Genomic DNA, 21,895 nt, shown 5'->3' with positions numbered 1-21,895 from the left:
TTGGATTGCCGTCGATGTCTTACCCGGAAAAATTGAGCATTCGTTTCGGCTTGCGTTTGACCTGTTCTTCAGGCGCATTCAACAACGCCTGATCCATCAAACTCCCCGCCTTATCCTTATCCGCCGCCCCCGGCAGCACCGGCGGTTTGATCCCGATCCCGGTGCCACTCCCCGCCGAACCGCCAGCATTAATCTTCACCACCGGCCCAACCACCGTCACACCACCGCCATCGAGCTTGATGAAACTGCCGCCGCCGAGAATCGTCAGCTCAGTCCCCGCCTCAATGACAATCTTGTCCCCCGCCTTGATGTGAATCTCTTTCCCGGCACTGGTCAGTTGCGCAGTCCCGAGCTTCACATGCTGGTTCTCACCAATGGTCTGGTGGTCGTCCATCCGTGCTTCGATCTTGCGGTCGCTGATGGTGGTGCGGTGTTCTTCGGCCTTGAGTTCGGTGTAGGTGTTTTTCACCACGGTGTCGTGACGTTCATTGCCGACGCGAATCTTCTGGTCGTGTTCGACGTTTTCATCCCAGTCGCGCTGGGCGTGGATGAAGATTTGTTCGGCGCCTTTTTTGTCTTCGATGCGCAGTTCGTTATAGCCACCGCCGCCCGGGGAGCTGAGGGTTTTGAAGACGGTTCGGGTTTTGTTCGCCGGGAGGGCGTAGGGCACCGGGTTTTCCTTGTGGTACAGGCAGCCGGTGACCAATGGCTGATCGGGGTCGCCTTCGAGGAAGGTGACGAGGACTTCCATGCCGATGCGCGGGATGGAAATGGCGCCGTAGCGGTCGCCGGCCCAGGAGCTGGAGACGCGCAGCCAGCAGCTGGTCTTGTCGTCGGCCAGGCCTTCGCGGTCCCAGTGGAATTGCACCTTGATGCGGCCGTATTGGTCGCAGTGGATTTCTTCGCCTTTGGGGCCGGTGACCATGGCGGTCTGGCTGCCGAGGACGCGAGGTTTCGGGTGTTCGAGGGCCGGGCGGTAGAACACGTCCCACGGGGTGGCGAGGAAGGTGTTGCGGTAGCCCTGGTGGAAGTCGTCCTTGTGGTCGGTGGTGTCGCTGGTCACCGATTCTTCGAGGACTTGCGGCTGTTTGCCTTCGTGGAAGATTTCGGTGAGCAGCCACAGGTCGTTCCACTCGCTGCGCGGGTGGTCGGACATTTCCATGAAGTGGCCGCTGACCAGTCGGGTCTGGTCGCCGCGACCTTCGGCCTGACGGTAGTCGGCGCGGTGACGTTCGAGGGCGCGCTGGCTGAGGAATTTGCCACGCGCGCGGTCGATGAAGCGGCCGGGGTAGTCGTAGTCTTCGAGATCCGGTTCTGTGCTCTCGCCGTCCGGTTTGTAGGCGGCTTCCATCTGCAGGCGCGGCTTTTCGAAATCGTAGTCGCGGCGGGTGGTGCGGCTGGTGCGGGTTTCCAGGCGCAGCCGGAAGCCTTTGATTACCGGCTCTTCGGCGACCATGCCGCTGCCCTGCACATACGCTGTCGGTTGGCCGAGGTTCGGGAACACGGTCTGGTCGTCACCGAACACCAACAGATGCCCTTTCGGGTTGTGCTGGAAGTGGTAGTGAATGCCTTCTTCTTCGCACAGGCGCTGGACGAAATGCAGGTCGGTTTCGTCGTACTGCACGCAGTAGTCGCGATCCGGGCACGGCTGGCTCAGCTGGAAGCTGTAGGCGTTACCCTTGATGCCGTGCTCGTCGAGGATCAGCGCGATGATTTTCGGCGCCGACATCTGCTGGTAGATGCGCTGGTTGGTGCGGTGATGCAGGTATTGCAGCTGCGGCACCAGCGAAACCTTGTAGCGGGTCAGGCGCTTGCCGGCATCGCCTTGGGCGACGCGGTAGATCTGGCCGTGGATGCCCGAGCCCTGCGGATCGAGGGCGAGGAACGCCTGTTTGTGCAGGAGCTTTTCCAGGTCCAGATCCGGGTTTTCGCTGACCAGTTCCAGGTCGAAACGGAACGGCTGGCTGATGCCTTCGGTGCCGGTGAACGACAGGACTTGCAGGTCGCCTACGTAGTCTTCAACGGTAAGGCTGAAGTGCGTTTCGTTAGCTGGGTTGAACATAGTGTGCTCCCTGTTCGAATGTCATCCGTTACGCCCGCAGTCGCAAACGCTGCAGCCAGGACGAGGTGGCGCCCAAGGCGTCACGCAATTGTTCGGCAGAAATGCTGCGCTCTGCCGCGTCAAAGGCCAGAGCGGTGCGCAGCGCTGGCCAGCAGTGTGTCGGCAGATTTGCCGGGGCTTGCAGTTCGCGATCCAGGTGTTCGTCACGGGCCTGGGTCGAGGGCAAGCGGCGGAACGGGTGTTTGCCGCCCGCCAGCTCATAGATCACGCAGGCCACGCCGTACACGTCCGCGCTGGCCGACAGCGGTTGGCCCTCAAGCAGTTCGGGGGCGGCGTAGCCCGGGGTCCAGGCGTTGAAGCGCTCGCGGCTCAGGTGCGGCAGGCCGGGCAGGATGCCCTCCTCGGCTTGCCCGAGACCGAAGTCGAACAGGCGCACGCCGTCTTCGCAGAGCATGACGTTGCTCGGTTTCATGTCACCGTGCAGCACGCCGCGACGGTGGGCGTAGGCCAGCGCGTCGAGCAGCGGCAGCGCGATGTCGCGCAGTTCTTTCCACGGCAGGCCCAGTGGCCGCTCGCAGAGCAGTTTGTCCAGGGTCAGGCCACGCATGAGTTCCATGGTGATGAAGGCCCGCTGGCAATCGGTGTCCACTTCAAACGTGTGCGGTCGCAGCACGTTGTCGTGGCGCAGACGTCGGGTCAGGGCGAACTCGCTGTAGAGCAAGGCACTGGCGTCCGGCGACTCGGCAAATTCTTCGCTGAGGATTTTCAGCGCAATGTAAGGATCGGGATCGCCGAACTGTTCGTGCAGCAGATCCCGGGCCCGGTAAACCGCACCCATGCCGCCGGCCCCTAGCAGACGCTCGAGGTGATAGCGGCCGGCGAGTACGTCCGGCAGTGCACCGATGCTGGCCTTGGTCGGCGCCAGCAGAGGCTCTGCCTTGTTTTCCTTGGCGAAGGCGAAATAGGTCAGGTTGTTGGCCTGCTCTTCACTCATCAGCAAATCATCGACTGAGGATTCGAGTTCAGTCATTGGCGGATCACCACGGCAGTCAGATTGTCGCGAGCGGCACCCCGCAGGGCGCCGTCGAACAGACGTTCCAGCGCCACATGTGGCGCCGCCAGGCTGAGAGCGTTGCCGAGGGCATCGCTGCTCAGGCCTTGATACAAGCCATCGCTGCACAGCAGGAACACATCGCCCGGATAGACCTCGAGTTCCAGCACATCCAGGGTCAGTTGTTCCGCCGCGCCCACCGCCCGGGTCAAGGCCTGGGCGGCCGGGTGCGCCGCAGCCTGCTCGACGCTCATCTGTTGCTCGTCGATCAGTTGCTGTTGCAGCGAATGGTCCTTCGACAGCTGATACAACCGCTGCCCGCGCCACATGTAGCAACGGCTGTCGCCGGCCCAGATGCAGGCCGCGCGATTGCCGTCCACCAGCAGCGCCACGACGGTGCTGCCCATGATGCTGTCGTGACGCCCGGCGGTGACGGTCAACTCTTGCCCCAGGCGCCGGTTCAGCCAGTGCAGGCACTGGCGGATGGCTTTGAGGCGTTCGTCGAAGTCTTCGTGTTGCGGCAATTCAGCCAGGCTGGCGACGATCAACTGGCTGGCGATGTCGCCACCCTGATGACCGCCCATGCCGTCCGCGACCACCCACAGCCCATGCTGCGGGGTATCGAGGAAGGCATCTTCGTTGCGCGACCGCACCTTGCCCGGGTCGGTTCGCGCCGCGCTGCGCCAGGGACTGGCCACCAGCATCAGAGCTGCACCGGCATACGGAAGGTGCGCATCACGCCCATGTCGAACGGGTTCGGTGTGCGCTGGCTGGTCAGCAGGTAGTTGGCGCGCAGGCCACCCACGTCGGCTTTCAGCACCAGCACGTCGCGACCGGTCAGGTACTCGGTCTGCATCAGGTCGAACAGACGGAACAGCGACCACGGGCCGGAGTTCTTCTCGATGCCGATCGGGCGGCCGGCCATCTTGTCCATGACGAGGCTGGTGCGACCGTCTTCAGCATCGGTCGGCCACTTGAAGTTCATCGGCAGGATCGGACCGTGGCGGTATTCCATGGTCTTGTCGCCGAACTTGAACTCGGAACGGCTGACCGCCGGATCGAGGGTGTACGGTTCCAGCTTGAACTGCACGGTCGGCTCGGCCGGGTTGATCGAGAAGAAGCTTTGGCGAATGTTCAGTGCGGCTGCCATCTGGTCGAGGAAGACCTTGGACACCGGCAGGCTGCGACCGTCGATGCTGCGCATCCGGTAGCTGCCCGGATCACCGCTGACGAATGGACGCATGTAGCTGTCGAAGAAGCGGTCGATGGTACCTTGAGCCCGGAAGAACTCGCGGAAATCGCTGATCGCCACGTCGCTGGTGCTCGACGCGCTGAACGGGTAACGCTGGTTGATGGTCTTGCCATACACGCTGTACAGCTCGCTCTGATAACGGCCGTTCAGGTATTGGTAGGCATCGTTGAGCACCAGGCGCCACGAGTCTTCGGCCAGCACGTTGAACCAAACGCTCAGCGGACGCGGCAGACGACCCGACGCATTGCGCAGGTTGGTCAGCGCATCACGCTGGCCGCTCATGCGGGTCTTGGCCAGTTCGAACGCGGCTTGCTCCGGCGTGCTGGAACGGGCGAGGCCCGCCAGTTGCAGTTGCAGGTCGTTGAGCGCGGCAAATGCCGGTGTCAGGTCAGCGGCCGGGCCGTTGTTGTCGTCGAGCAGTTTATGCAGCGGTTCAAAGCGACGTTGCAGCGACTTCTTGGCAGTGTCCGGCAGGTTCTTCGCCACGTTCATGGCCGCAGCCTTGTCCGTCAACGCCGAAGCAAGTTTGCCGACCTTGCCCAGTTTGCCCTTCTGCCCTGCCAGCGCATCGGCGGCGTCACCGGCTTCGTCCACCGGTTCAGGAGCTGCCGGGAAGCGAGTGTTTTCACGCACTTCGGTCAGCAGCGCCAGCACCGGCGAGTTGGCCGAAGTCAGGCCCGCCAGTTGCTCGGCGCCTTCACCGGCATCGCTGATCGGTGGCAGCGCCACCTGGCCAACGGCCTCGCTCCAGTAGTTGGCGTAGTCGCGGAAGTACAGTTGCTCCAGCTCGACCATCAGGCGACGCAGATCCATGTCGCTGATGCCGGCGCCTTCGCCCAGCACCCAGTTGTCACGCAGGATGTCGGTGACCAGCGCCGAGCCCTGTACCGAGAAATACTGCTGATAACCGGTCTGGGTGTAGAAGCCCGGGATCACGTATTCGGTGCCAATGAACAGCGAGCCCTGCGGGCCGAGGTGCTGGCTGAAGCGATAGTCCGGCAGGTTGCGCGCCTGCTCACGGAGCATGCGGTAAACCACGTTTGCCAGCGATTCACTGCGCAGAACCTGACGGGCCTGAGTCACCAGTTGCTCGTTGAGCGGGTAGATAAACGGCAGCTTCAGCAGACGCTCAAGGTGCGCGTTCAAACCGTTCTGCACCGCGGTGTTGCCGGTGTAGCGCTGCGACCAATCGGTGGCGACCCAATCCTTGAGCCAAGCCGCGTCACGACGATCCTTCATGTTCAGCATCAGGTACGCGCGCAGGCTGTTGATCAGCTTTTCGCGGTCCTTCATGTTGGCGCGGATCTGGCCTTCGAGCATGGTGGCGACGCGCGGCAGCAGTTGCTTTTCAAGCTCGCGCTCGTACGCCTCCTTGACCACCGGATTGACGTCCTGGCCCTGATACAGACCGACGCGCTCGTGGTACGCGGCGTCGCCCTTCTTCGGGAACACCTGAGTCGCGGCGTAGCTGGTGTCGAGGGTTTTCAGCGTGCCCATGGCGTCATCGCGCGGCGACAGTGCCGTGCGTTGCTGGGTCCAGTTCTGCGCCAGATTGCGCAGGTTTTCCAGACGCTCGTAGTTGGCCGAGAAACCACCGGCCCAGAGCATGCCGAACAGCGCCAGCGCGCCCAGTGCACCGACGTACAACGCGCGCTGGCCCCAATGGATGCGGCTGCGCTCGCGCTTGTCCAGACCGGCCAGATCGGCCTCCGGGAAAATCACCCGGCTGAGCAAGTGGTGGATGAAACGCGAACGACCGCTGCGCAGCGTCGGCAGCACGCCGGCGCTCATGCCCAGACTCGCGCCGATGCCGGCGGTGGTCGAATCCATTTCGTGGGTCAGGTGCGGAGCGCTGGTCAGGTAGAAACCACGCAGTTGCGTCGCTCGCTGATAGCGGTTGCCGGTGAACGCCATGTCGACGAACAGGCACAGGCGCTCGCCGATCTGACCCATCTGGTGCGGGAAGTCGAGGATGCGGCCACGGCGCTGGGTGTCGCGCTCGGAGTGCATGCGCATGATCACCTGGCTGTTGAGGCGACGCAGCAGCTCTTCGAACTCGCTGCGCAGCACAGCCACGTCGGTGCCGACCTGATCCTTGCGGAAACTGGTACCCAGCACCTGATCGCTTTCTTCGCGGGTCAGTTGGTCGAAGAACTCGTCGAAGCCCAGCAGCTTGTCAGCCTTGCTCAGCACCAGATACACCGGCACGTCGACGTGCAGTTTCTGATAGACGTCTTGCAGACGTGCACGTACCTGGCGAGCCAGAGTGTCGATGTCCTGCTCGCTGCCACTGGTGAGGGTTTCCACCGGAATGGTCACCAGCACGCCGTTCAGCGGACGGCCACGACGACGCTTGCGCAGCAGTTCCAGCAGAGTGGTCCAGGCGCTGCCGTCGACTTCCGAATCCGGCTGGGTCAGGTAGCGGCCGGCGGTGTCGATCAGCACACCGTGGTCGGCGAAGTACCAGTCGCAATGACGGGTGCCGTGGGTGTCGCGGGTCAGCTTGCGGTCGATCTTGTTGATCGGGAATTCCAGCCCGGAGAAATCCAGCAGGCTGGTCTTGCCGCTGGCCTGCGGGCCGATCAGCAAGTACCACGGCAGATCACTGCGCCAGCGCTCGCTGCGGCCGCGATACAGGCTCGAAGTCTTCAGGGTTTTCAGGGCGTCCTTGAAACGCTCCTTCAACTCTTTCTGCTCTTCTTCGATCAGGTCATCACGACGGATACGGTCCTGGCCGTCTTCGGTTTCTTCGACGGCTTTCTTGCGGATACCGGCGCGCCAGCTGACGAAGACCATGGTCAGGCCCCAGATCAGGAACAGCACGCTGATGGTCAGCAACCGGGAGGTCGAACCTTCCCAGAACTTGTAGTCATCCACCGCCAACAGCGGGCCGACAAACCACACCAGCAGCGCCACGAACAGCACCAGCAGCAAGGTCCAGACCCAGGTCTGGCGCAGGAAGGCGCCGACTTTCTTGAAAAACTTTTTCATCACACGTCCCTGTTTACGGCTGCGACTGCGGCTGGACCGCGGCCGGATCAAGCGGCTGATAAGGTTGCAGCACGGTGTCGCGCTGCTCGCCCAAGACCCAGGCGAAGCCCGAATACATCATCACCAGGCAGACGAAGGTGAACAGCACCACCATCCACGCCGGCACGATGCGCACCAGGTTGCGGCGCTGATCGTTGAGGCCTTCCCACTGCGGCGACAATTCGCGCGGCACGTCACCACGCAACTGACGGATCTGCCGGTACAGGGCGTCGCGGATGCCTTCGAGTTCCAGCATGCCGCGCGCCTGTACGCGGTACTTGCCCTCGAAACCGAGGGACAGGCACAGGTACATCAGCTCCAGCATCGGCAGGTGCTTGACCGGGTTTTTCGACAGCCGATCGAGCAGCTGGAAGAACTTCTCGCCACCGAAGGTTTCGTTGTGGAAGCTGCTGAGCAGGCTCATCTGCGACCACTCGCTTTCGTTGCCCCACGGCGTAGTCACGACGGCTTCGTCGACCACGGTGCAGAGCACGTAACGCGCGGCCATCACCTGGCTGCTTTCGGCGCCGTTGTGCAGGGCGCGCACTTCAAACAGCTTGAGCCCGGCGGTCAGGCGCTCGTTGAGCGCGTAGAGGTCTTCGCGGGTTTCGCTGTGCTTGAGCCGCACCACTTCCGACAACAGTTCGGACGACGCCGCCACCAGCGAATTGAGGCTGATGTTGAAGGCCTCCGCCGGGCGCAGGCGCGCGGCGTAGATCATCCGTTCTTCCAGTTGTTCGAAACGCGGTGGCGCAGCGAAGTCGGTCAGCGGACTCGCCGCCGGGCCATGGCCCTGACGGTCGAGCAGGACGGTTTTGTCGTCCTGGTTGTGTTCCATGTCCTTGATCATGTCGGTCAGTTCCTGATGGCCCAGAATTTCAGTTCAAGCTCGGCGAATTCGCCGGACACGTGGAACGCGAAGCCGCCGGAGCGCTCGAGTTGTGCCAGGTCTTCGGAACTGAGTTCGAGGATGAAATAGGTTTTGTTCGAGTGGAACGCGATCTGCCGCGGGGCCACCGGCAACGGTTTGACCTTGATCCCCGGCAGGTGCAGGTTGACCAGTTGGCGGATGCGCTCCACCGGGCCGACCTTGAGGTGCGCAGGCAAGCGGTTGCGCAGTTCTTCGGAGTCGCAGTTGGCACTGGCTGCCAGCACGAACGACGCCGAGCCCAGCAGTTTGTGGTCGTGCAGCGGCGACACGATGATCCCGTACTGACGCGCTTGCAGGATCAGTTCGATGGCGTGCTGTTCCAGCACCATCGACAGCACCTGACGGATCGACTCCATCAGTTTGCGGAAGCTCGCACCCTGGTCGGCGTGGGAGTAACGGCTGTCCAGACGCGGGCGTTTGCTGTCGCTGGAGAAGGTCGCCAGATCGCCGAGCATGGTCAGCAGCGTGCGGTACAACTCTTCCGGGTGAACCTGCTCCAGCCCCAGGTAATGGCGCAGCAGCAGTTCGGTGCGGTTGATCAGTTGCAGCATCATGAAGTCGCCGATTTCCGCGCCGCCGACCTTGCCGTTCGAACGAATGCGCTCGGCAATGGTGTCGCCCCGGTGACCGAGCATGCTGATCACTTCTTTCAGGCACGACAGCAGGTAGCTGGAGGCGTGGGCCTGAATGTAGGTCGGCACGAAGTCCGGGTCGAGGCTGATCACGCCGTCCGGCGTGGTGTCGAGCACGTCGCAGATCTTCAGCTTCACGTAGGCCTGGTCGCTCTGCTGCTCGCCGAGCAACAGCTTGAAGTCCGGGCGACCGCATTTGACCTGGCTCGCCGAATCGTCGCCGGCGTTGGAGTCGGCCACTTCGGTTTCGTAGGCGGTATAACGCGCCAGCACGTCGGACTGCTCCGGGCGACGGGCCTCGATGTGGTTACCGGTGACCAGCGGCAGCGCCAGGTAGATCGGCATGTTGCCGGTGTTCGGCGGCACGTCCAGCGCCAGCGGTTCGGTGTTGCCACCGAGTTCGAACAGGCTGCCGTCCGGCAGGATCCCCGAGGCTTCACTGATCACCAGTTTGCCCATGTTGAGGAACTGCAAGTCGATCTCGAGATTCAGGAAACCCCAGGTGTAGCCGCCCAGCAACTGGGTGCGGGTCTTCATCTGGTGATCGTAGTAGCGGTCGTTGTGCTGGAAGTGCTGCGGACGCAGCAGCATGCCTTCCTGCCAGATGACTTTATGGGTATTCATGATCAGTCATCCGCCTTGGCGAGCACTTCGTTGGTTTTGCGGATACCGGCCTGGTCCAGCGTCAGATCGGCTTCGGTGACTTCCAGCGGCGTGATCGGGAACGTGTGGCGCCACTTGGTTTCCGGCAGGTCACGGTAGGCGGCGAGGATGCCGATGTAGCGGCTGCCCTCCTCCACGCTGAGTTTCAGTTCCACGGTTTCACCCGGGCGCAGTTCGAGTTCTTCGCTGGCCACCAGGTCCGGGTTGAGGGATTCCTTGGCGCGCTCATAGAGGCTGAAGAAATCGGCGTTCTCGAAGGTCACCGGGTGCTTGAGTTCGAACAGGCGCACCACGATCGGCGACGGACGCCCGTTGAGGTCCGGGTTCAGTTGATCGCTGCCGGTGATCTTGAGGTTGATCTTGGTCACTTTCGAATACGGCGACATCGACGAGCAACCGGCGAGCAGCACCAACAGGGTGAGCGCGGTCAGCGTCTGGAAAAAAGCGGTCGAGCGGCGAGACATGCGCATCATCCTTGGTGGTCGGTGTGGAGGGTGGAGATCAGGCGGATCTGTTCTTCGTAAGCCTGGGCGAAGTCGCGGGCCAGCAGGCGCTCGCTCCACTCATCGTCCTGACGCAGCGCGTGGTGGTAGCGGTTGAACGCTCTCCAGCGGCCGCCGGAAGTGGCGAGCAACGGCTTGTTGTCGCGCTCGAAACGCAGGGTCAACTGCTCCGGCGAGAAGTGCTCCAGGGTGCCGCGCACCGCCGCACGGCTGGCGGTCAGCAGCGCCACCTGATGCGCCTGCAAGTCGCGGAACGCACGAGAGATTGCCTGCTCGGCCGGCAAGTGGCCCGGCTTGTGCGGCTGCAACAGGATGTCCAGCGCTTCGCTCGGATCGACGGCGAATTTCAGCGGATTCTTGTTGGTGCCTTGCACGGTGGTCTGGGCCAGGCGCAGTTCGTTTTTCAGCTCGGAGCGGGTGCGCAGGCTCTGTTGCAGGCCGCCGATGCTCTGGCGCAGCAGACGTGCGGCATTGACCGCCAGCGCTTCGCGCTCGTCATGGCTCAGGCCTTTCAGATCGACACCCAGCGCTGCACCGAAGTGATCCCAGAAACCCTGTGGCTGACGCTCGACCTCTTTCGGTGCCGGCGCAGGTTCAGGCTTGGGCTCGACGATCAGCTCCGGCACCATCAGGCTTTCCATGTCGATGCGCGCATAGTCGGCGCGCTGACGGGAGTCTTCAGGGTCGGTGACCGGCGCGAGCATTTCCTCGAACTCCGAGTACACACGCTCTTGCTGCTCCAGCGACTTCAGCGGATCGAGGTCGAGGAACGCGTCGTCCGGAATGATGGTGCCGGCGGCGCGTGGCAGGCCCGCTTCACCGTCGAACGTCGCCGGGTCGCGCACCAGACGCGCGCGAATCTCGAAGTCGCCCAGCACGTAGGTGCTGCCGTGCTCGATGCGCACCGGTTCGCCCTTGTGCAGACGTGCACCACTGTCGCCGTCCTGCACACCGTTGCTGCTGGTGTCGGTCAGGAAGAACGTGCCCTCGCGATAACTGACGATCGCGTGGTGGTTGGACAAGTGACGCTTGCGGTCTGGGATGATCCAGTCGCAGTCCTCGCCCCGCCCGATCACGCCGCCGGCCTGTTTGAAGGTCCGCTGGCACAGCTCGGTGGGCACGAACTGCTTGGTGTTCAGCATTTCGAAAACCAATTCCATGTTTGATGCTCCTTGCGGTCACTTGCCGCGATTGACCGCCTGCGGATCACCCAATGGGCGGTAATCGTTATCGTTGAATTTGTAATTGCCGCTACAGCCGCCGAGGCCGCATAGAACGACGAGGGTCAGCAGGACAGCGTACCAGTGACGAACAGACATCAGAGGGTCTCCAGGTGTAGACAAAGCACAAAGCGCCGACCCTTTCGGGCGGCGCTGATATAAGCGGACGAGGTGAAACCGACGGACTTTTGCCTACCCATCGAAGTCACCCAGATTGATGTTCAAACGGCCTAGCCGGTAAAGCAGCGTGCGCCGGGGCAAGCCCAGTTCCCGGGCGGCGAGCGTCTGGTTGCCGTCGTTCTTGCGCAGGCAATCGAGCAGCAGATTGCGTTCGACCGCTTCCAGTCGTTCGCGCAGATTGAGGCCGCAGTGGTCTTCCGGCGCCGGTGCCGGTTCCATGCGCAGCGAGAAATGCTCGGCGAGCAACTCACCGCCCTCGCACAGCAAAACCGCCCGTTCGACCAGACCTTTGAGTTCGCGCACGTTGCCGGGGAAGGTGTAACCGGACAGGTGATCCATCGCCGCTTCCGACCAGCGCACCGGATCGCGTTGCAGGAATGCGCAGGCCTTGTCGGCGAAGTGCTTGGCCAGATCGAGGATGTCGCCTTCGCGCTGACGCAGGGCCGGCAACTCGATCGGGAATTGCGCGAGGCGGTAGTACAAGTCCTCGCGGAATTTGCCTTCGCTGACCAGCACCGACAGATCGCGGTGCGTTGCGGCGATGATGCGCACGTCGATCTTGTGGGTGTCGTTGGAACCCAGCGGACGAATCTCGCCTTCCTGCAACACGCGCAGCAATTTGGCCTGCAACGCCAGCGGCATGTCGCCGATTTCGTCGAGCAACAGCGTCCCGCCATTAGCCGCGTCGAACAGCCCGGCGCGGTCGCGGTCGGCGCCGGTAAAGGCGCCTTTGCGGTAGCCGAACAGCTCGCTTTCCAGCAGGTTTTCCGGGAACGCCGCGCAGTTCTGCACGATGAACGCCTGAGACCGGCGCGGGCCGCAATCGTGGATCGCCCGCGCCACCACTTCCTTGCCGGTGCCGGTCTCGCCGCGCAACAGCACGGTGTACGGGCTGTGCAGGACCTTGCTGATCAGCGAATAGGTCTGGCGCATCGCCGCGCTCTTGCCGATCAGGCCGTAGCCGCTGGCACTCGGCAGGCTGCGCACCACTGGCGCCGCCGCATCCATGGGTTGCCGCAGGCGTTGCAGCAGGTGCAACTGACCGAGCACGAACGAGCCGAGCTGACCGAGGGAATCGGCAAACCCTTGCAGGTTGATGTGGCGACGGCTGGCGCACAGCAACAGGCCTTCGACCGCCTTCTGCCCGTTGACCAGCGGCACGCACAACAGCGACTGCCACGGCGTGGACGACGCCGGCAGAAAACTGGTTTCTTGCAGGCTGCCGCCCAGGTCGTCGAAGCACACCACGCGGTTCTGGCACAGGGCGAACTGCAGCAATTGCTCGCCGTTGTAATCCGCCGGCAGGCTCGCCGCACCACGCGGTTGCAGCAAGCCGTCGAGGCACTCGGCGTTCATTCCGAGGCTGGTGTGCGTGGCGTCGAGCAGGTACAGCTGCGTCAATTCGCAACCGCTCAACCCGGCCACACCGCGCACGAAGTCACCCAGCAGCGCAGCACCGTCCGCCGAGCGCGACAGGCTGGCGAACTGCGCCAGCAAGGCTTCGGCATAGAGCAGTGGCTGCGGCACTTGAGTGAACATCACACTCACCTCAGGCGAACTCGCAGGTCACGCTGGCGTCGCCGTCGAGCGTCGCATGCACGCGCTTGAGGCTTTCACCGGTGGCCATGGCGTCGAGCAAGCGGTCGGCCACCAGCGGCAACACGTGCTGGTCGAGCAAGTGGTCGATCAGGCGCGCACCGCTTTCGCTCTGGGTGCAGCGCTCGGACAGGTGATCGACGAGGTTCTGGCACCAGCTGAAATCCAGCTGACGACGGTTCAGGCGCTCGCCCAGACGACCGAGTTTGATCTCGATCAGCTCGCGCAGCACCGGGCCGCCGACCGGGTAGTACGGCACCACTTTCATCCGCGCCAGCAGCGCCGGTTTGAAGTGTTTGCTGAGCACCGGGCGAATGGTTTCTTCCAGCACTTCGGCGGTCGGGCGCGCGCCGTCTTCGCAGAGGTCGCTGATCTTGTCGCTGCCCAGGTTCGAGGTCATCAGGATCAGCGTGTTGCGGAAATCGATCTCGCGCCCTTCGCCGTCGTTGGCCACGCCTTTGTCAAAGATTTGGTAGAACAGGTTGAGCACGTCCGGGTCGGCCTTCTCGACTTCATCGAGCAACACCACCGAGTACGGCTTCTGGCGCACGGCTTCGGTGAGCATGCCGCCCTCGCCGTAACCGACGTAGCCTGGCGGTGCACCGATCAGGCGGGAAACAGTGTGCTTCTCCTGGAACTCGGACATGTTGATGGTGGTGATGAAACGGTCGCCGCCGTACAACAGGTCGGCGAGTGCCAGTGCGGTTTCGGTCTTGCCGACGCCGCTCGGGCCCACCAGCAGGAACACGCCGACCGGTGCGTCAGGCTTGTTCAGACCGGCAGCGGTGGCGCGCATCGAGCGATCCAGTGCGTGGACGGCTTGTTCCTGACCACGGATGCGGGTGCGCAGGTCGGTGGCGAAGCTTGCGACTTTGGCGTTGTGTTCACGGGCCAGTTGCGCCAGCGGCACGCCGGTCCAGGCGCTGATCACTTCGGCCACCAGACGCGGGCAGACTTCGAAGCTGACCAGACGCTCCTTGACCTGAGCGGCGGTCAGGGCGCTGTGGGTTTCGTTGAGTTGCGCTTCCAGCGCTTCGACGCTGAGGGTCTCGTCGATTTCGGCGGCGTGGGTTTCGATCACGGTGCCTTCGGCGTCTTCTTCAACAGTCACTGTCGGCTCGACCGCCGCCGCTTCACGGGCCTTGGCCAGTTGCTGACGCAGTTCCAGCAGGCGCTCGGCCAGTTGTTTCTGCTCGGTCCACAGGGTTTCCAGTGCGACCATTTCGTCTTCGGCTTCGTCCAGACGTGCTTCCAGTGCATCCAGCGCTTCGTGGTCGATCAGCAGACCGGCTTCGGCATCGCGGCGCAGGGCCTGACGCTGACGGCCACCTTCAGCCAGCTCGCCACGCAGGCGTTCCAGGCTTTCCGGGGCAGCGGCGAGGCTGATGCGAACGCGGGCGCACGCGGTGTCGAGCACATCGACAGCCTTGTCCGGCAGTTGGCGACCGGCCAGGTAACGGGCGGACAGTTCCGCCGCCGAGACCACCGCGTCATCGCGCAGGTAGATGCCGTGGCTCTTCTCGTAGACCTGAGCCAGGCCACGCAGGATGGTCACCGCTTCGCTCACGGTCGGTTCGTGCAACTGAACCGGTTGGAAACGACGGGCCAGTGCCGGGTCTTTCTCGAAGTATTTCTTGTACTCGGCCCAGGTGGTCGCGGCGATGGTGCGCAGTTCACCACGGGCCAGCGCCGGTTTCAGCAGGTTGGCCGCGTCGGAACCGCCGGCATTGCCACCCGCGCCGATCAGGGTGTGGGCTTCGTCGATGAACAGGATGATCGGCTTCGGCGAGGCTTTGACCTCGTCGATCACGCCTTTCAGACGACGCTCGAATTCACCTTTGACACTGGCGCCGGCCTGCAACAGGCCCATGTCCAGCGACAGCAACTCGACACCCTTGAGCACTTGCGGCACTTCACCGGCAGCGATGCGCGAGGCCAGGCCTTCGACGATGGCGGTTTTACCGACACCGGCTTCACCGACCACGATCGGGTTGTTCTTGCGGCGACGGGCGAGGATGTCGACCATCTGGCGGATCGCGCCATCGCGGCACAGCACCGGGTCGAGTTTGCCGTCGCGGGCCTGTTGGGTCAGGTTGTGGGTGAAGCGCTCCAGCAGCGATTCGCCTTGGGCAGCCGGTTTGCCGTTGGCCGCTGCTTGCGGCTGTTGCGACAGGGCAAATTCCTTCAGACGATCGATGTTCAGTTTGGCGAGCAACGGCTGGTAGCGACTGCCGGCGTAGCGCATCGGGTTGCGCAGCAGCGCGAGGATCAGCGCCGCGTCTTCGACCGAGGTCTGACCCAGTTCAAGGTTGGCCACCAGCAGCGCGTCTTGCAGCCACTGCACCAGTTCCGGAGCGAACACCGGGTTGCGCGAAGCGCTGTGTTCGACCCGCGATTGCAGTGCAGCGCTCAGCTCGCCAGCGTCAACGTCGGCATCTTGCAACGCGCGGGAGAGCAGACCGTTCGGGCGCTCCAACAGGCCCAGCATCAGGTCTTCGACCAGAATCTTGCTGCCGCCACGAGCGACGCAGCGCTCGGCCGAACGCTCCAGATCGCGACGGGTTTCGGCGTCCAGCGCCTGGATGAGTTGTTGCAGGTCTACGTTGATCATGGCTCACGTCCTTAATGAATTTTGCTGCCGAGTGTCACCACGCCGTCTGCTTTCTCGCAGCCCAGCCAACTGGTCCACCCCAGGCGACAGTCGTTCTTCTCGCCAATGCGCAGTTCGCGGATTTCTTCCGGGCGCAGCACCAGGCGAATGTCGTAATCGAGCGGGTCACGCAAGGTGAACCGCACCAGCGCGCAGAGCGGCTGGTAACCGAAACCGATGGGCAGGAATTCGTGGAAGCGTTCCCAGTCGAGTTCGGTGATGTGAATGCGGAACTTGCCGCTGCGGTCGCGCACGTGTTCGCCCAGCACCAGGTCTTCACCCAGCACGCTGTTGGCGAAGCCGAGGCGGTTGCGTTGCTCTTCGAGGATTTCCACGCGGCGCTCGATGCACTGCTCGATGACCAGGTCTTCGTGCTTGAAGTAGTAACGCAGCACCGCTTCGATCAGCGCCGCCGAGTGCGCCCGCAGGCTGAGCAGGCCGAGGTACGGCAGCAGGCGTTTCCAGTTCAGTTCCTTGGCCCGGCGGATCTCGTCGCCGCCGAGGCCGATCAGGGCGAACAGCTGCGACGAGAACGGGTCAACCGCACCGCTCTGGAAGCTCGCGCGATAGCGATACTTGCGCCAGATCGGCAGCAGCAGGCGTTGCAGGCGATGGTGGAACAGGTCGAGGAAATTGCGCGTCGGGTTGCCGTCTTCACTGTCGCCCAGGGCTTGTTCGCCGTAGAACGCCGGCAGCGGCGAACCGGAACCGACCAGGCCGATCAGGTTGAAACGCAGGCGCGCGCGCATCTGCCCGTGTTCTTCGAAAAACTCCACGCGATCGACGTCGCTGCCGGGAAATCCCAGGCTCGGGTTGGCCTGGAATTCCAGCTGGTCGTACAGGTCTTCTTCGCTCAGGTACGGGTGTGCGTCGCGCAGCCGGTCGATCACCAGCAGCACGGCCTGAAACAGCGAGTACTCGCGTATTACCCGGGTCAGCCCGCTTAAAGCAGGGGCTGCAGACCCATACGTGGTGTCCATTGGTACACCTCTCCCTGTGTGCTTTTTACCCGCAGCTCGTGGAACGAATTGAGACTGGCGTAAAGCGCGAAAAACTCGTTGAGAACCGAGGCGAAGACGAACAGGTCGCCTTCACCGATATACCCTTCCGGGTCGATGGTCAGTTCGGTGCGCAAACCGCGCACCGGCAGACCACGGTGCAGCCGGTCCACGTGGTGATGCTTGATCAGTTTCAGACCGCCGAGCAGGCGCTTGCTGACCTTCTCCGCATGCTGGTCGTAGTAGCGCGGCAGGTCGTAGGTTTCGAGAATCACCTTCAGTGCATTGACGTCGGCCAGCGACAGATAGTTAAGCGACATGTTGCTGATCAGCTTCCACAGGAAGTCACGGTTCAGCGGCGGCGCAAAACTGGACGTGGCCGGGGTGATGTTGCGGAAACTCAGGAACTCCGGGGTCTCTTCGCAGGCCATGCAGATCTGCCCGAGCTTGAGTTTGCGCGGCAGGTTCTGGTTGGTGCAGACCAGCTCGATCGACAGGGTTTCGTGGGCTTCGGTGTGGCGGATGCCGAAGCTCAGGTAGGTGTCGAGGCCGTCGTGCAACAGCGACGAACGCTGGCGGATGCTGTAATGCGGACGGCTGTTGGGCACGTCGAAACTCGGGTCGTGCTCGAAGGATTCGAACGGCACGTATTCCTGATAACCGAGGCCGCCGGGCTTCCAGCCGGTCACGGTTTCCACCGAAAACACGCCGCAGTTTTCCAGATCGAATTCCGCCGGCAGCAGCAGGTATTCATCCTGTTTGCCGTCGAGGCGGATCGGCAGCGCGTCGTGCTTGAACAGGTTGACGATCGGTGTGCAGAACAGCTTCACGTTATCCAGGGTCGGACGCATGCGCATGATGCCGCTCTTGCGGATATCGAAGCGCAATTCCAGGCCACGCATCTGCTTGAGGGTGTCTTCCGGCAGCGCCTTGAGAATGTCCAGACCGTGGACATCGACGAACAGGAACTTGTCCTGGAAGGCGAAGTATTCCTGCAGGTAGCGATAGCCCCGGAAGGTGTTCAGCGGATACGGGATCAACGCTTCTTCTTCGGCAAAACCCACTGGCTTGACGCGGTCGCCCGGAATCTTGAACGCCATCGGTTTGCCGCTCACACCGTCGATAGGCTTGCCGGCGCCGTCGAGCGGGATCAGTTCGATGCCGTCGAGGTTGCGCAGCAGGCTCAGGTAGAGCATCTGGCTGATGTAGCGCTCACCGGCAAAGTGCAGACGCAGCTTGCTCAGCTCCAGCTCGCCGAGGTGGCCGTCGGCACTCATTTCCAGGCGCAGGCTGAGCAGCGAACCGTCGCCCTTCACCGAGTAGTTCAGCGCGGCCAGATCCAGCGCCATGACTTCGGTCGGGTAGCAGGTGCGGAAGCGGCAACGCACGTCTTCGATCGGCACGCTTTCAATCGGTGTATCCCGCTCGACCTTCAGCGCCGGCCCCGAGCGCTTGAGCGGATCGAACTGCAGAATGCTGAACGCCGGCAGCGGGCGCATGTAGTTCGGCCACAGCAACTGCATCAGCGAATGGCTGAGCTCCGGCAACTCGTCATCGAGCTTCTGGCGCAGCCGCCCGGTCAGAAACGCAAAGCCTTCCAGCAACCGCTCCACGTCCGGATCCCGCCCGGCCTGCCCCAGGAACGGCGCCAACGCCGGACTACGCTCGGCGAAACGGCGGCCCAGTTGGCGCAGTGCGGTGAGTTCGCTTTGGTAGTAGTGGTTAAAGGACACGGGTTACCTGCCTGGTAGTGGAACTCATCAAAAAAATATCCTGTAGAGCGCGACCGTCACGCCGGCACAGCAGTAACCGGCGATCAGGAGATACGGCACGAGCAGAATCCAGCCGTAGGCCATGAAAGCATCGTTGAACGGCCCGGCGACCAGACTGCACAAGCCATAAAGCATCCAAGGCACCGCGTAGAAAGGGATGAACTTCAACGGCGCCAGCCAGACCATCCGCAGCGCCTGCTGCTCATTGCGGCTCTTCGCGGCCCGCGATACCCACAGCGCAAACAACAGCAGCCCGGGCATACCGAACCACAACAGATACACCCAGTGGGTCTCGGACGAATCGAATGTCGAATATTCGCCAATCCACAGGCCATAGGATGAAAACGCCAGCATGAGCAGCAATGGCGACCACAAGGCAGCCATGAAGAAATTCAGTTGTGCGCGGCTAAGCAGCGTCAGCGATGTATTCATGCGGGAGGCACCGATGAGTAGTAACCGCCGGCGATTTCGATTGTGACCAGCGAAACCAGAACCATGAACGTCAGTGCTCGATGCAACCATGACTGGCGCAGACGTTTGCTGATCGCCGTGACGATCAACATAAAACTCAGGATCGCGATGCCGCCGAACAGATTGCTGTCGGCGATGAACATCAGATACATGCGCATCTCGTCGGATACCGCGATCATGGGCAAAACACTCCATCCTTGAGAATCCAGCTGCGTTGCAGTCCATCGCGCTCGCGTTTGGCACCGAGCAAGGCGTGGCGCATTTCATCTGCGCTGACGAGGCGCTCACGCTCCGGCCCTTTCACAGAGAGCGAATAGCGACCGCTGATTTGCTCGTCGACGTCTTCACCGTAGGACTTGTAGCTGGCAACACTGACTCGCTCGCCCGGTGCAATCAGACGCGGCGTGATCGGCGGCAACCAGTTGGTCGAATGCTGCGGTTGCACTTCAAGCGGTACGCCACAGGTGTTGACGAGGTAAATGTCGTTTATATAAACCAGCTGCGTCGTGCAGCCCCCGAACAACAGGCCAACCGCCGACAGCGATGTCATGCAGGCGCTGAATTTCACTGAACACGCCCTCCCTTGCTCGTCGTGACCGGCACGTACGAATCAACGAAGAGGTATTCACCGTCGAAAGCGCTGACCCGATTCATCGTCAACGGTTTGCCATCGTGAGTGGCGAAGCGCACCCAGCCTTCCTTGACGAGACTGCCGCCCTCTGAGCGCACCTCAATGAAGTAGTCCGGTGGACTCGACCGGGTAATTTCGATGAAGTCGCCACCATCCTCGGCACCACGCCAAACCGCGTCGGGATGACCGGGCAATACCGGTTTTTTCGAGTGACTCCAGCTCAATTTGCTCACGACCATCACGACCGCGATGATTGCCAATGCTCCGATCAGGCTCAGCAGGTGGTTGAGCCATTTCCATACGCGCGGCCAAGGCATCATGGCGTGCACCATGTACGCACATCGCGCTTGTCGAAGCCTGTGCACTGGTTGTTTTTGGCGATCAGGCGCATTCCGGCACCCACCAGTCTTCATAACCCTGCGTACCTGGATACAGCACCGTCGCTCCTCTGAAATCCGGAGGCTCAACAAAAACTTCAGTCACCCGAAAATTCCATTCGGACGATTCCAGCAGCGTGCCGTCAGCGGTGTACACGCGGAAAAAGTACTCACTGGCGAACAACTCGAACACACTCCCGATCAATCCCAGCTTGTGATAGCCAGGCGCGTAGGTTACGAGATAGCACTCGCCCGAATCGTTCGAGTGCCGGGTGATGGGCTCTGCCGTTACACCACCGAAAATCTTCAACCCAAGCAAAACAGTACAAATGCACACACCGACCAGCGCGGCCACCAACAGCATTCGCGATGTCGCTCGACGCGGATGAATCGTCAGCGGTTGCGCCCCAGTCTGCCGGCGCCAGCGGGTGTACACCGAATTTATGGCGCTGGTCAGCAGGATCGCGCCAACCGTCAAGCCACCCGTAAGTGCGCAGTACGCCAAACCCCGGATGGGATACTGCGGCAGCAGGTAAAACAGGATCGTCAGCATCATGAAAATCACCAGGCCAAACGCAATGGCCTGGCGCTGAATGAAGACCAGAATCAGATTCAGAGAAACGAAAAAGTAGAAAATCAGGTACATCGCCATGCCAATGGCAACGCCACGCGAGGTCAGCCCACCGACCAGCTGTTTGTAGGCGGGCACGGCATAGCCATTCAGGACGATATAAATCACGCAGGCCAGCACATGCACGGCCAGACCGATGACTCGACGGCTATTCATACGCAACCCCGGCCATGGCTTTATCAGCACTCAGAATCTGCGTTTGCTGAAGGTAAATAACGCCTTCACCGGCGAAGAACATCACGCTGTCGGCAGTCAGTGGCTGGCTGTTCTGGTCTCCATATTTCAGCCACCCCTGATCCCACAACGAGCCGTTTTCATTGCGGATCTGCACGAAATAATAGGGAGGTTCCGATCGGCTGATTTCTACGAACTGGCCACCGTCGGCACCCCCGCGCCAACGCGCGTTCGGGTGTTCGCTTAGCACACGCGGCTGCGCTTTGGAGAAATCCATGTAGCTGACAATCACCCCGAGCGCCACGCAGGCGAGCGCGCCCATCACCATGAGGAGGCGCTGCAGCCACATCAGTGCGAGGCGGCCTGAGCGGGTCATGCGACCACCTCCTGCGAAGGACGGGCAGGCAACGTCCGCCCCGTCAGCAGGCGGTTTTCCCAACGCAGCTCAATGACCTGCGTGAGCAGAATCGCCAGCAACGTGACGCCACCTTGGGCCACGGTGTAGAACAGCGCACGCAAGGGGTTGTGGGGCACCATCATGAACAAAATCCAGGCAACCATCAGCGCGAGCAAAGCGAGTTTGCCCCACAGGCTGGGGAGAACGGCGGCCAGTGCATTCACCCCGAAAAAAATATAAATGAACGTGTAATGCGCGATACCGATGCCCACGCCACGCGTGGTAAAGCCGCCATTGAAGGCTTTATAGGCATCGACCACAGCGTCGTTCAGGAACGTGTACGCAACGCATCCTGCGACGTGGAAAGCCAGGCACATGGCAACGCGGACGTAGGTGTTCATTCCGGTTTCATGTTCCCAGAAAAAAACAGCGACAGTCTCCCCGCCGAACGACCCGCCACCGACGCCAAGGTCACACCCCTGAACTCATCATGTAATAAACCCCGATGGCAAACATCAGCGGAATAGCCATCACACACAGAAAATTCAGCACTTGATGAATCCTGTTGTTGCGAAACTTCGGAAACAGCCCCAGTAAACCAACAACAAAACAAACAAGGGCGAGATCGCCAAAATAATTATCATCGATTAAATCAAGGAAATACCTTTCCATCT

21 protein-coding genes are annotated in these 21,895 nt (G+C 62.0%); all 21 read right to left on the bottom strand.

Annotation, left to right across the window (positions count from 1 at the left end; genetic code table 11):
• Positions 1–19 precede the first annotated feature (19 nt).
• A complete protein-coding gene (locus AC1RR7_RS09015; RefSeq protein WP_493157162.1) occupies positions 20–2,062 on the bottom strand; it encodes a type VI secretion system Vgr family protein in 2,043 nt (680 codons plus the stop codon).
• A 28-nt stretch (positions 2,063–2,090) separates the two neighbouring features.
• A complete protein-coding gene (locus AC1RR7_RS09010; protein WP_493157160.1) occupies positions 2,091–3,092 on the bottom strand; it encodes a serine/threonine-protein kinase in 1,002 nt (333 codons plus the stop codon).
• Complete coding sequence (locus AC1RR7_RS09005) at positions 3,089–3,817, bottom strand: PP2C family protein-serine/threonine phosphatase (protein WP_011336583.1); 729 nt, start codon at positions 3,815–3,817, stop codon at positions 3,089–3,091. The genes AC1RR7_RS09010 and AC1RR7_RS09005 overlap by 4 nt, the downstream gene beginning before the upstream one ends.
• Positions 3,817–7,356 (bottom strand): type VI secretion system membrane subunit TssM, encoded by a 3,540-nt coding sequence (gene tssM / locus AC1RR7_RS09000; protein WP_273535747.1) that lies wholly within the window; start codon positions 7,354–7,356, stop codon positions 3,817–3,819. The genes AC1RR7_RS09005 and tssM overlap by 1 nt, the downstream gene beginning before the upstream one ends.
• A gap of 13 nt (positions 7,357–7,369) precedes the next feature.
• The gene (gene icmH, locus AC1RR7_RS08995) at positions 7,370–8,245 is read right to left on the bottom strand and encodes a type IVB secretion system protein IcmH/DotU (protein ID WP_007954389.1); all 876 of its coding nucleotides are present in this window, start codon (positions 8,243–8,245) and stop codon (positions 7,370–7,372) included.
• A gap of 5 nt (positions 8,246–8,250) precedes the next feature.
• Complete coding sequence (tssK, locus tag AC1RR7_RS08990; protein WP_096817226.1) at positions 8,251–9,582, bottom strand: type VI secretion system baseplate subunit TssK; 1,332 nt, start codon at positions 9,580–9,582, stop codon at positions 8,251–8,253.
• 2 nt (positions 9,583–9,584) lie between these two features.
• Complete coding sequence (gene tssJ / locus AC1RR7_RS08985) at positions 9,585–10,085, bottom strand: type VI secretion system lipoprotein TssJ (protein ID WP_102620680.1); 501 nt, start codon at positions 10,083–10,085, stop codon at positions 9,585–9,587.
• A gap of 5 nt (positions 10,086–10,090) precedes the next feature.
• Positions 10,091–11,284, bottom strand: a complete 1,194-nt coding sequence (gene tagH, locus AC1RR7_RS08980; RefSeq protein WP_096817222.1) for a type VI secretion system-associated FHA domain protein TagH — start codon at positions 11,282–11,284, stop codon at positions 10,091–10,093.
• A gap of 18 nt (positions 11,285–11,302) precedes the next feature.
• A complete protein-coding gene (locus AC1RR7_RS08975; RefSeq protein ID WP_493157159.1) occupies positions 11,303–11,443 on the bottom strand; it encodes a type VI secretion protein in 141 nt (46 codons plus the stop codon).
• 93 nt (positions 11,444–11,536) lie between these two features.
• Positions 11,537–13,063 (bottom strand): sigma-54 interaction domain-containing protein, encoded by a 1,527-nt coding sequence (locus tag AC1RR7_RS08970; protein ID WP_493157157.1) that lies wholly within the window; start codon positions 13,061–13,063, stop codon positions 11,537–11,539.
• 10 nt (positions 13,064–13,073) lie between these two features.
• On the bottom strand, positions 13,074–15,731 hold the full coding sequence (gene tssH / locus AC1RR7_RS08965; protein ID WP_493157154.1) for a type VI secretion system ATPase TssH: 2,658 nt from the start codon (positions 15,729–15,731) through the stop codon (positions 13,074–13,076).
• An 11-nt stretch (positions 15,732–15,742) separates the two neighbouring features.
• The gene (gene tssG / locus AC1RR7_RS08960) at positions 15,743–16,750 is read right to left on the bottom strand and encodes a type VI secretion system baseplate subunit TssG (protein WP_192559319.1); all 1,008 of its coding nucleotides are present in this window, start codon (positions 16,748–16,750) and stop codon (positions 15,743–15,745) included.
• Complete coding sequence (tssF, locus tag AC1RR7_RS08955) at positions 16,714–18,501, bottom strand: type VI secretion system baseplate subunit TssF (RefSeq protein WP_096817214.1); 1,788 nt, start codon at positions 18,499–18,501, stop codon at positions 16,714–16,716. Before tssF ends, tssG begins: the two co-directional genes overlap by 37 nt.
• Positions 18,502–18,528: 27 nt before the next feature.
• Positions 18,529–18,972 carry a hypothetical protein gene (locus AC1RR7_RS08950; protein WP_493157152.1) on the bottom strand — a complete coding sequence of 148 codons (444 nt, stop codon included), beginning with the start codon at positions 18,970–18,972 and terminating at the stop codon, positions 18,529–18,531.
• On the bottom strand, positions 18,969–19,190 hold the full coding sequence (locus AC1RR7_RS08945) for a hypothetical protein (protein ID WP_096817211.1): 222 nt from the start codon (positions 19,188–19,190) through the stop codon (positions 18,969–18,971). The genes AC1RR7_RS08950 and AC1RR7_RS08945 overlap by 4 nt, the downstream gene beginning before the upstream one ends.
• Entirely contained in the window at positions 19,187–19,579 is a 393-nt protein-coding gene (locus AC1RR7_RS08940; RefSeq protein WP_493157150.1) for a hypothetical protein, read from the bottom strand. The genes AC1RR7_RS08945 and AC1RR7_RS08940 overlap by 4 nt, the downstream gene beginning before the upstream one ends.
• A complete protein-coding gene (locus AC1RR7_RS08935; RefSeq protein WP_096817207.1) occupies positions 19,576–19,962 on the bottom strand; it encodes a hypothetical protein in 387 nt (128 codons plus the stop codon). Before AC1RR7_RS08935 ends, AC1RR7_RS08940 begins: the two co-directional genes overlap by 4 nt.
• 61 nt (positions 19,963–20,023) lie before the next feature.
• Positions 20,024–20,836, bottom strand: coding sequence for a hypothetical protein (locus tag AC1RR7_RS08930; RefSeq protein WP_493157148.1), 813 nt, complete (start codon positions 20,834–20,836; stop codon positions 20,024–20,026).
• Complete coding sequence (locus tag AC1RR7_RS08925; protein ID WP_493157147.1) at positions 20,799–21,200, bottom strand: hypothetical protein; 402 nt, start codon at positions 21,198–21,200, stop codon at positions 20,799–20,801. Before AC1RR7_RS08925 ends, AC1RR7_RS08930 begins: the two co-directional genes overlap by 38 nt.
• The gene (locus AC1RR7_RS08920) at positions 21,197–21,622 is read right to left on the bottom strand and encodes a hypothetical protein (protein WP_102620675.1); all 426 of its coding nucleotides are present in this window, start codon (positions 21,620–21,622) and stop codon (positions 21,197–21,199) included. Before AC1RR7_RS08920 ends, AC1RR7_RS08925 begins: the two co-directional genes overlap by 4 nt.
• A gap of 70 nt (positions 21,623–21,692) precedes the next feature.
• Entirely contained in the window at positions 21,693–21,893 is a 201-nt protein-coding gene (locus AC1RR7_RS08915; protein WP_096817204.1) for a hypothetical protein, read from the bottom strand.
• Positions 21,894–21,895 lie beyond the last annotated feature (2 nt).

Source organism: Pseudomonas sp. GW821-FHT11G12 (genome assembly GCF_058808055.1).
The sequence above is the reverse complement of the archived record's forward strand: the minus strand, read 5'-3'. Positions and strand labels throughout refer to the sequence as shown.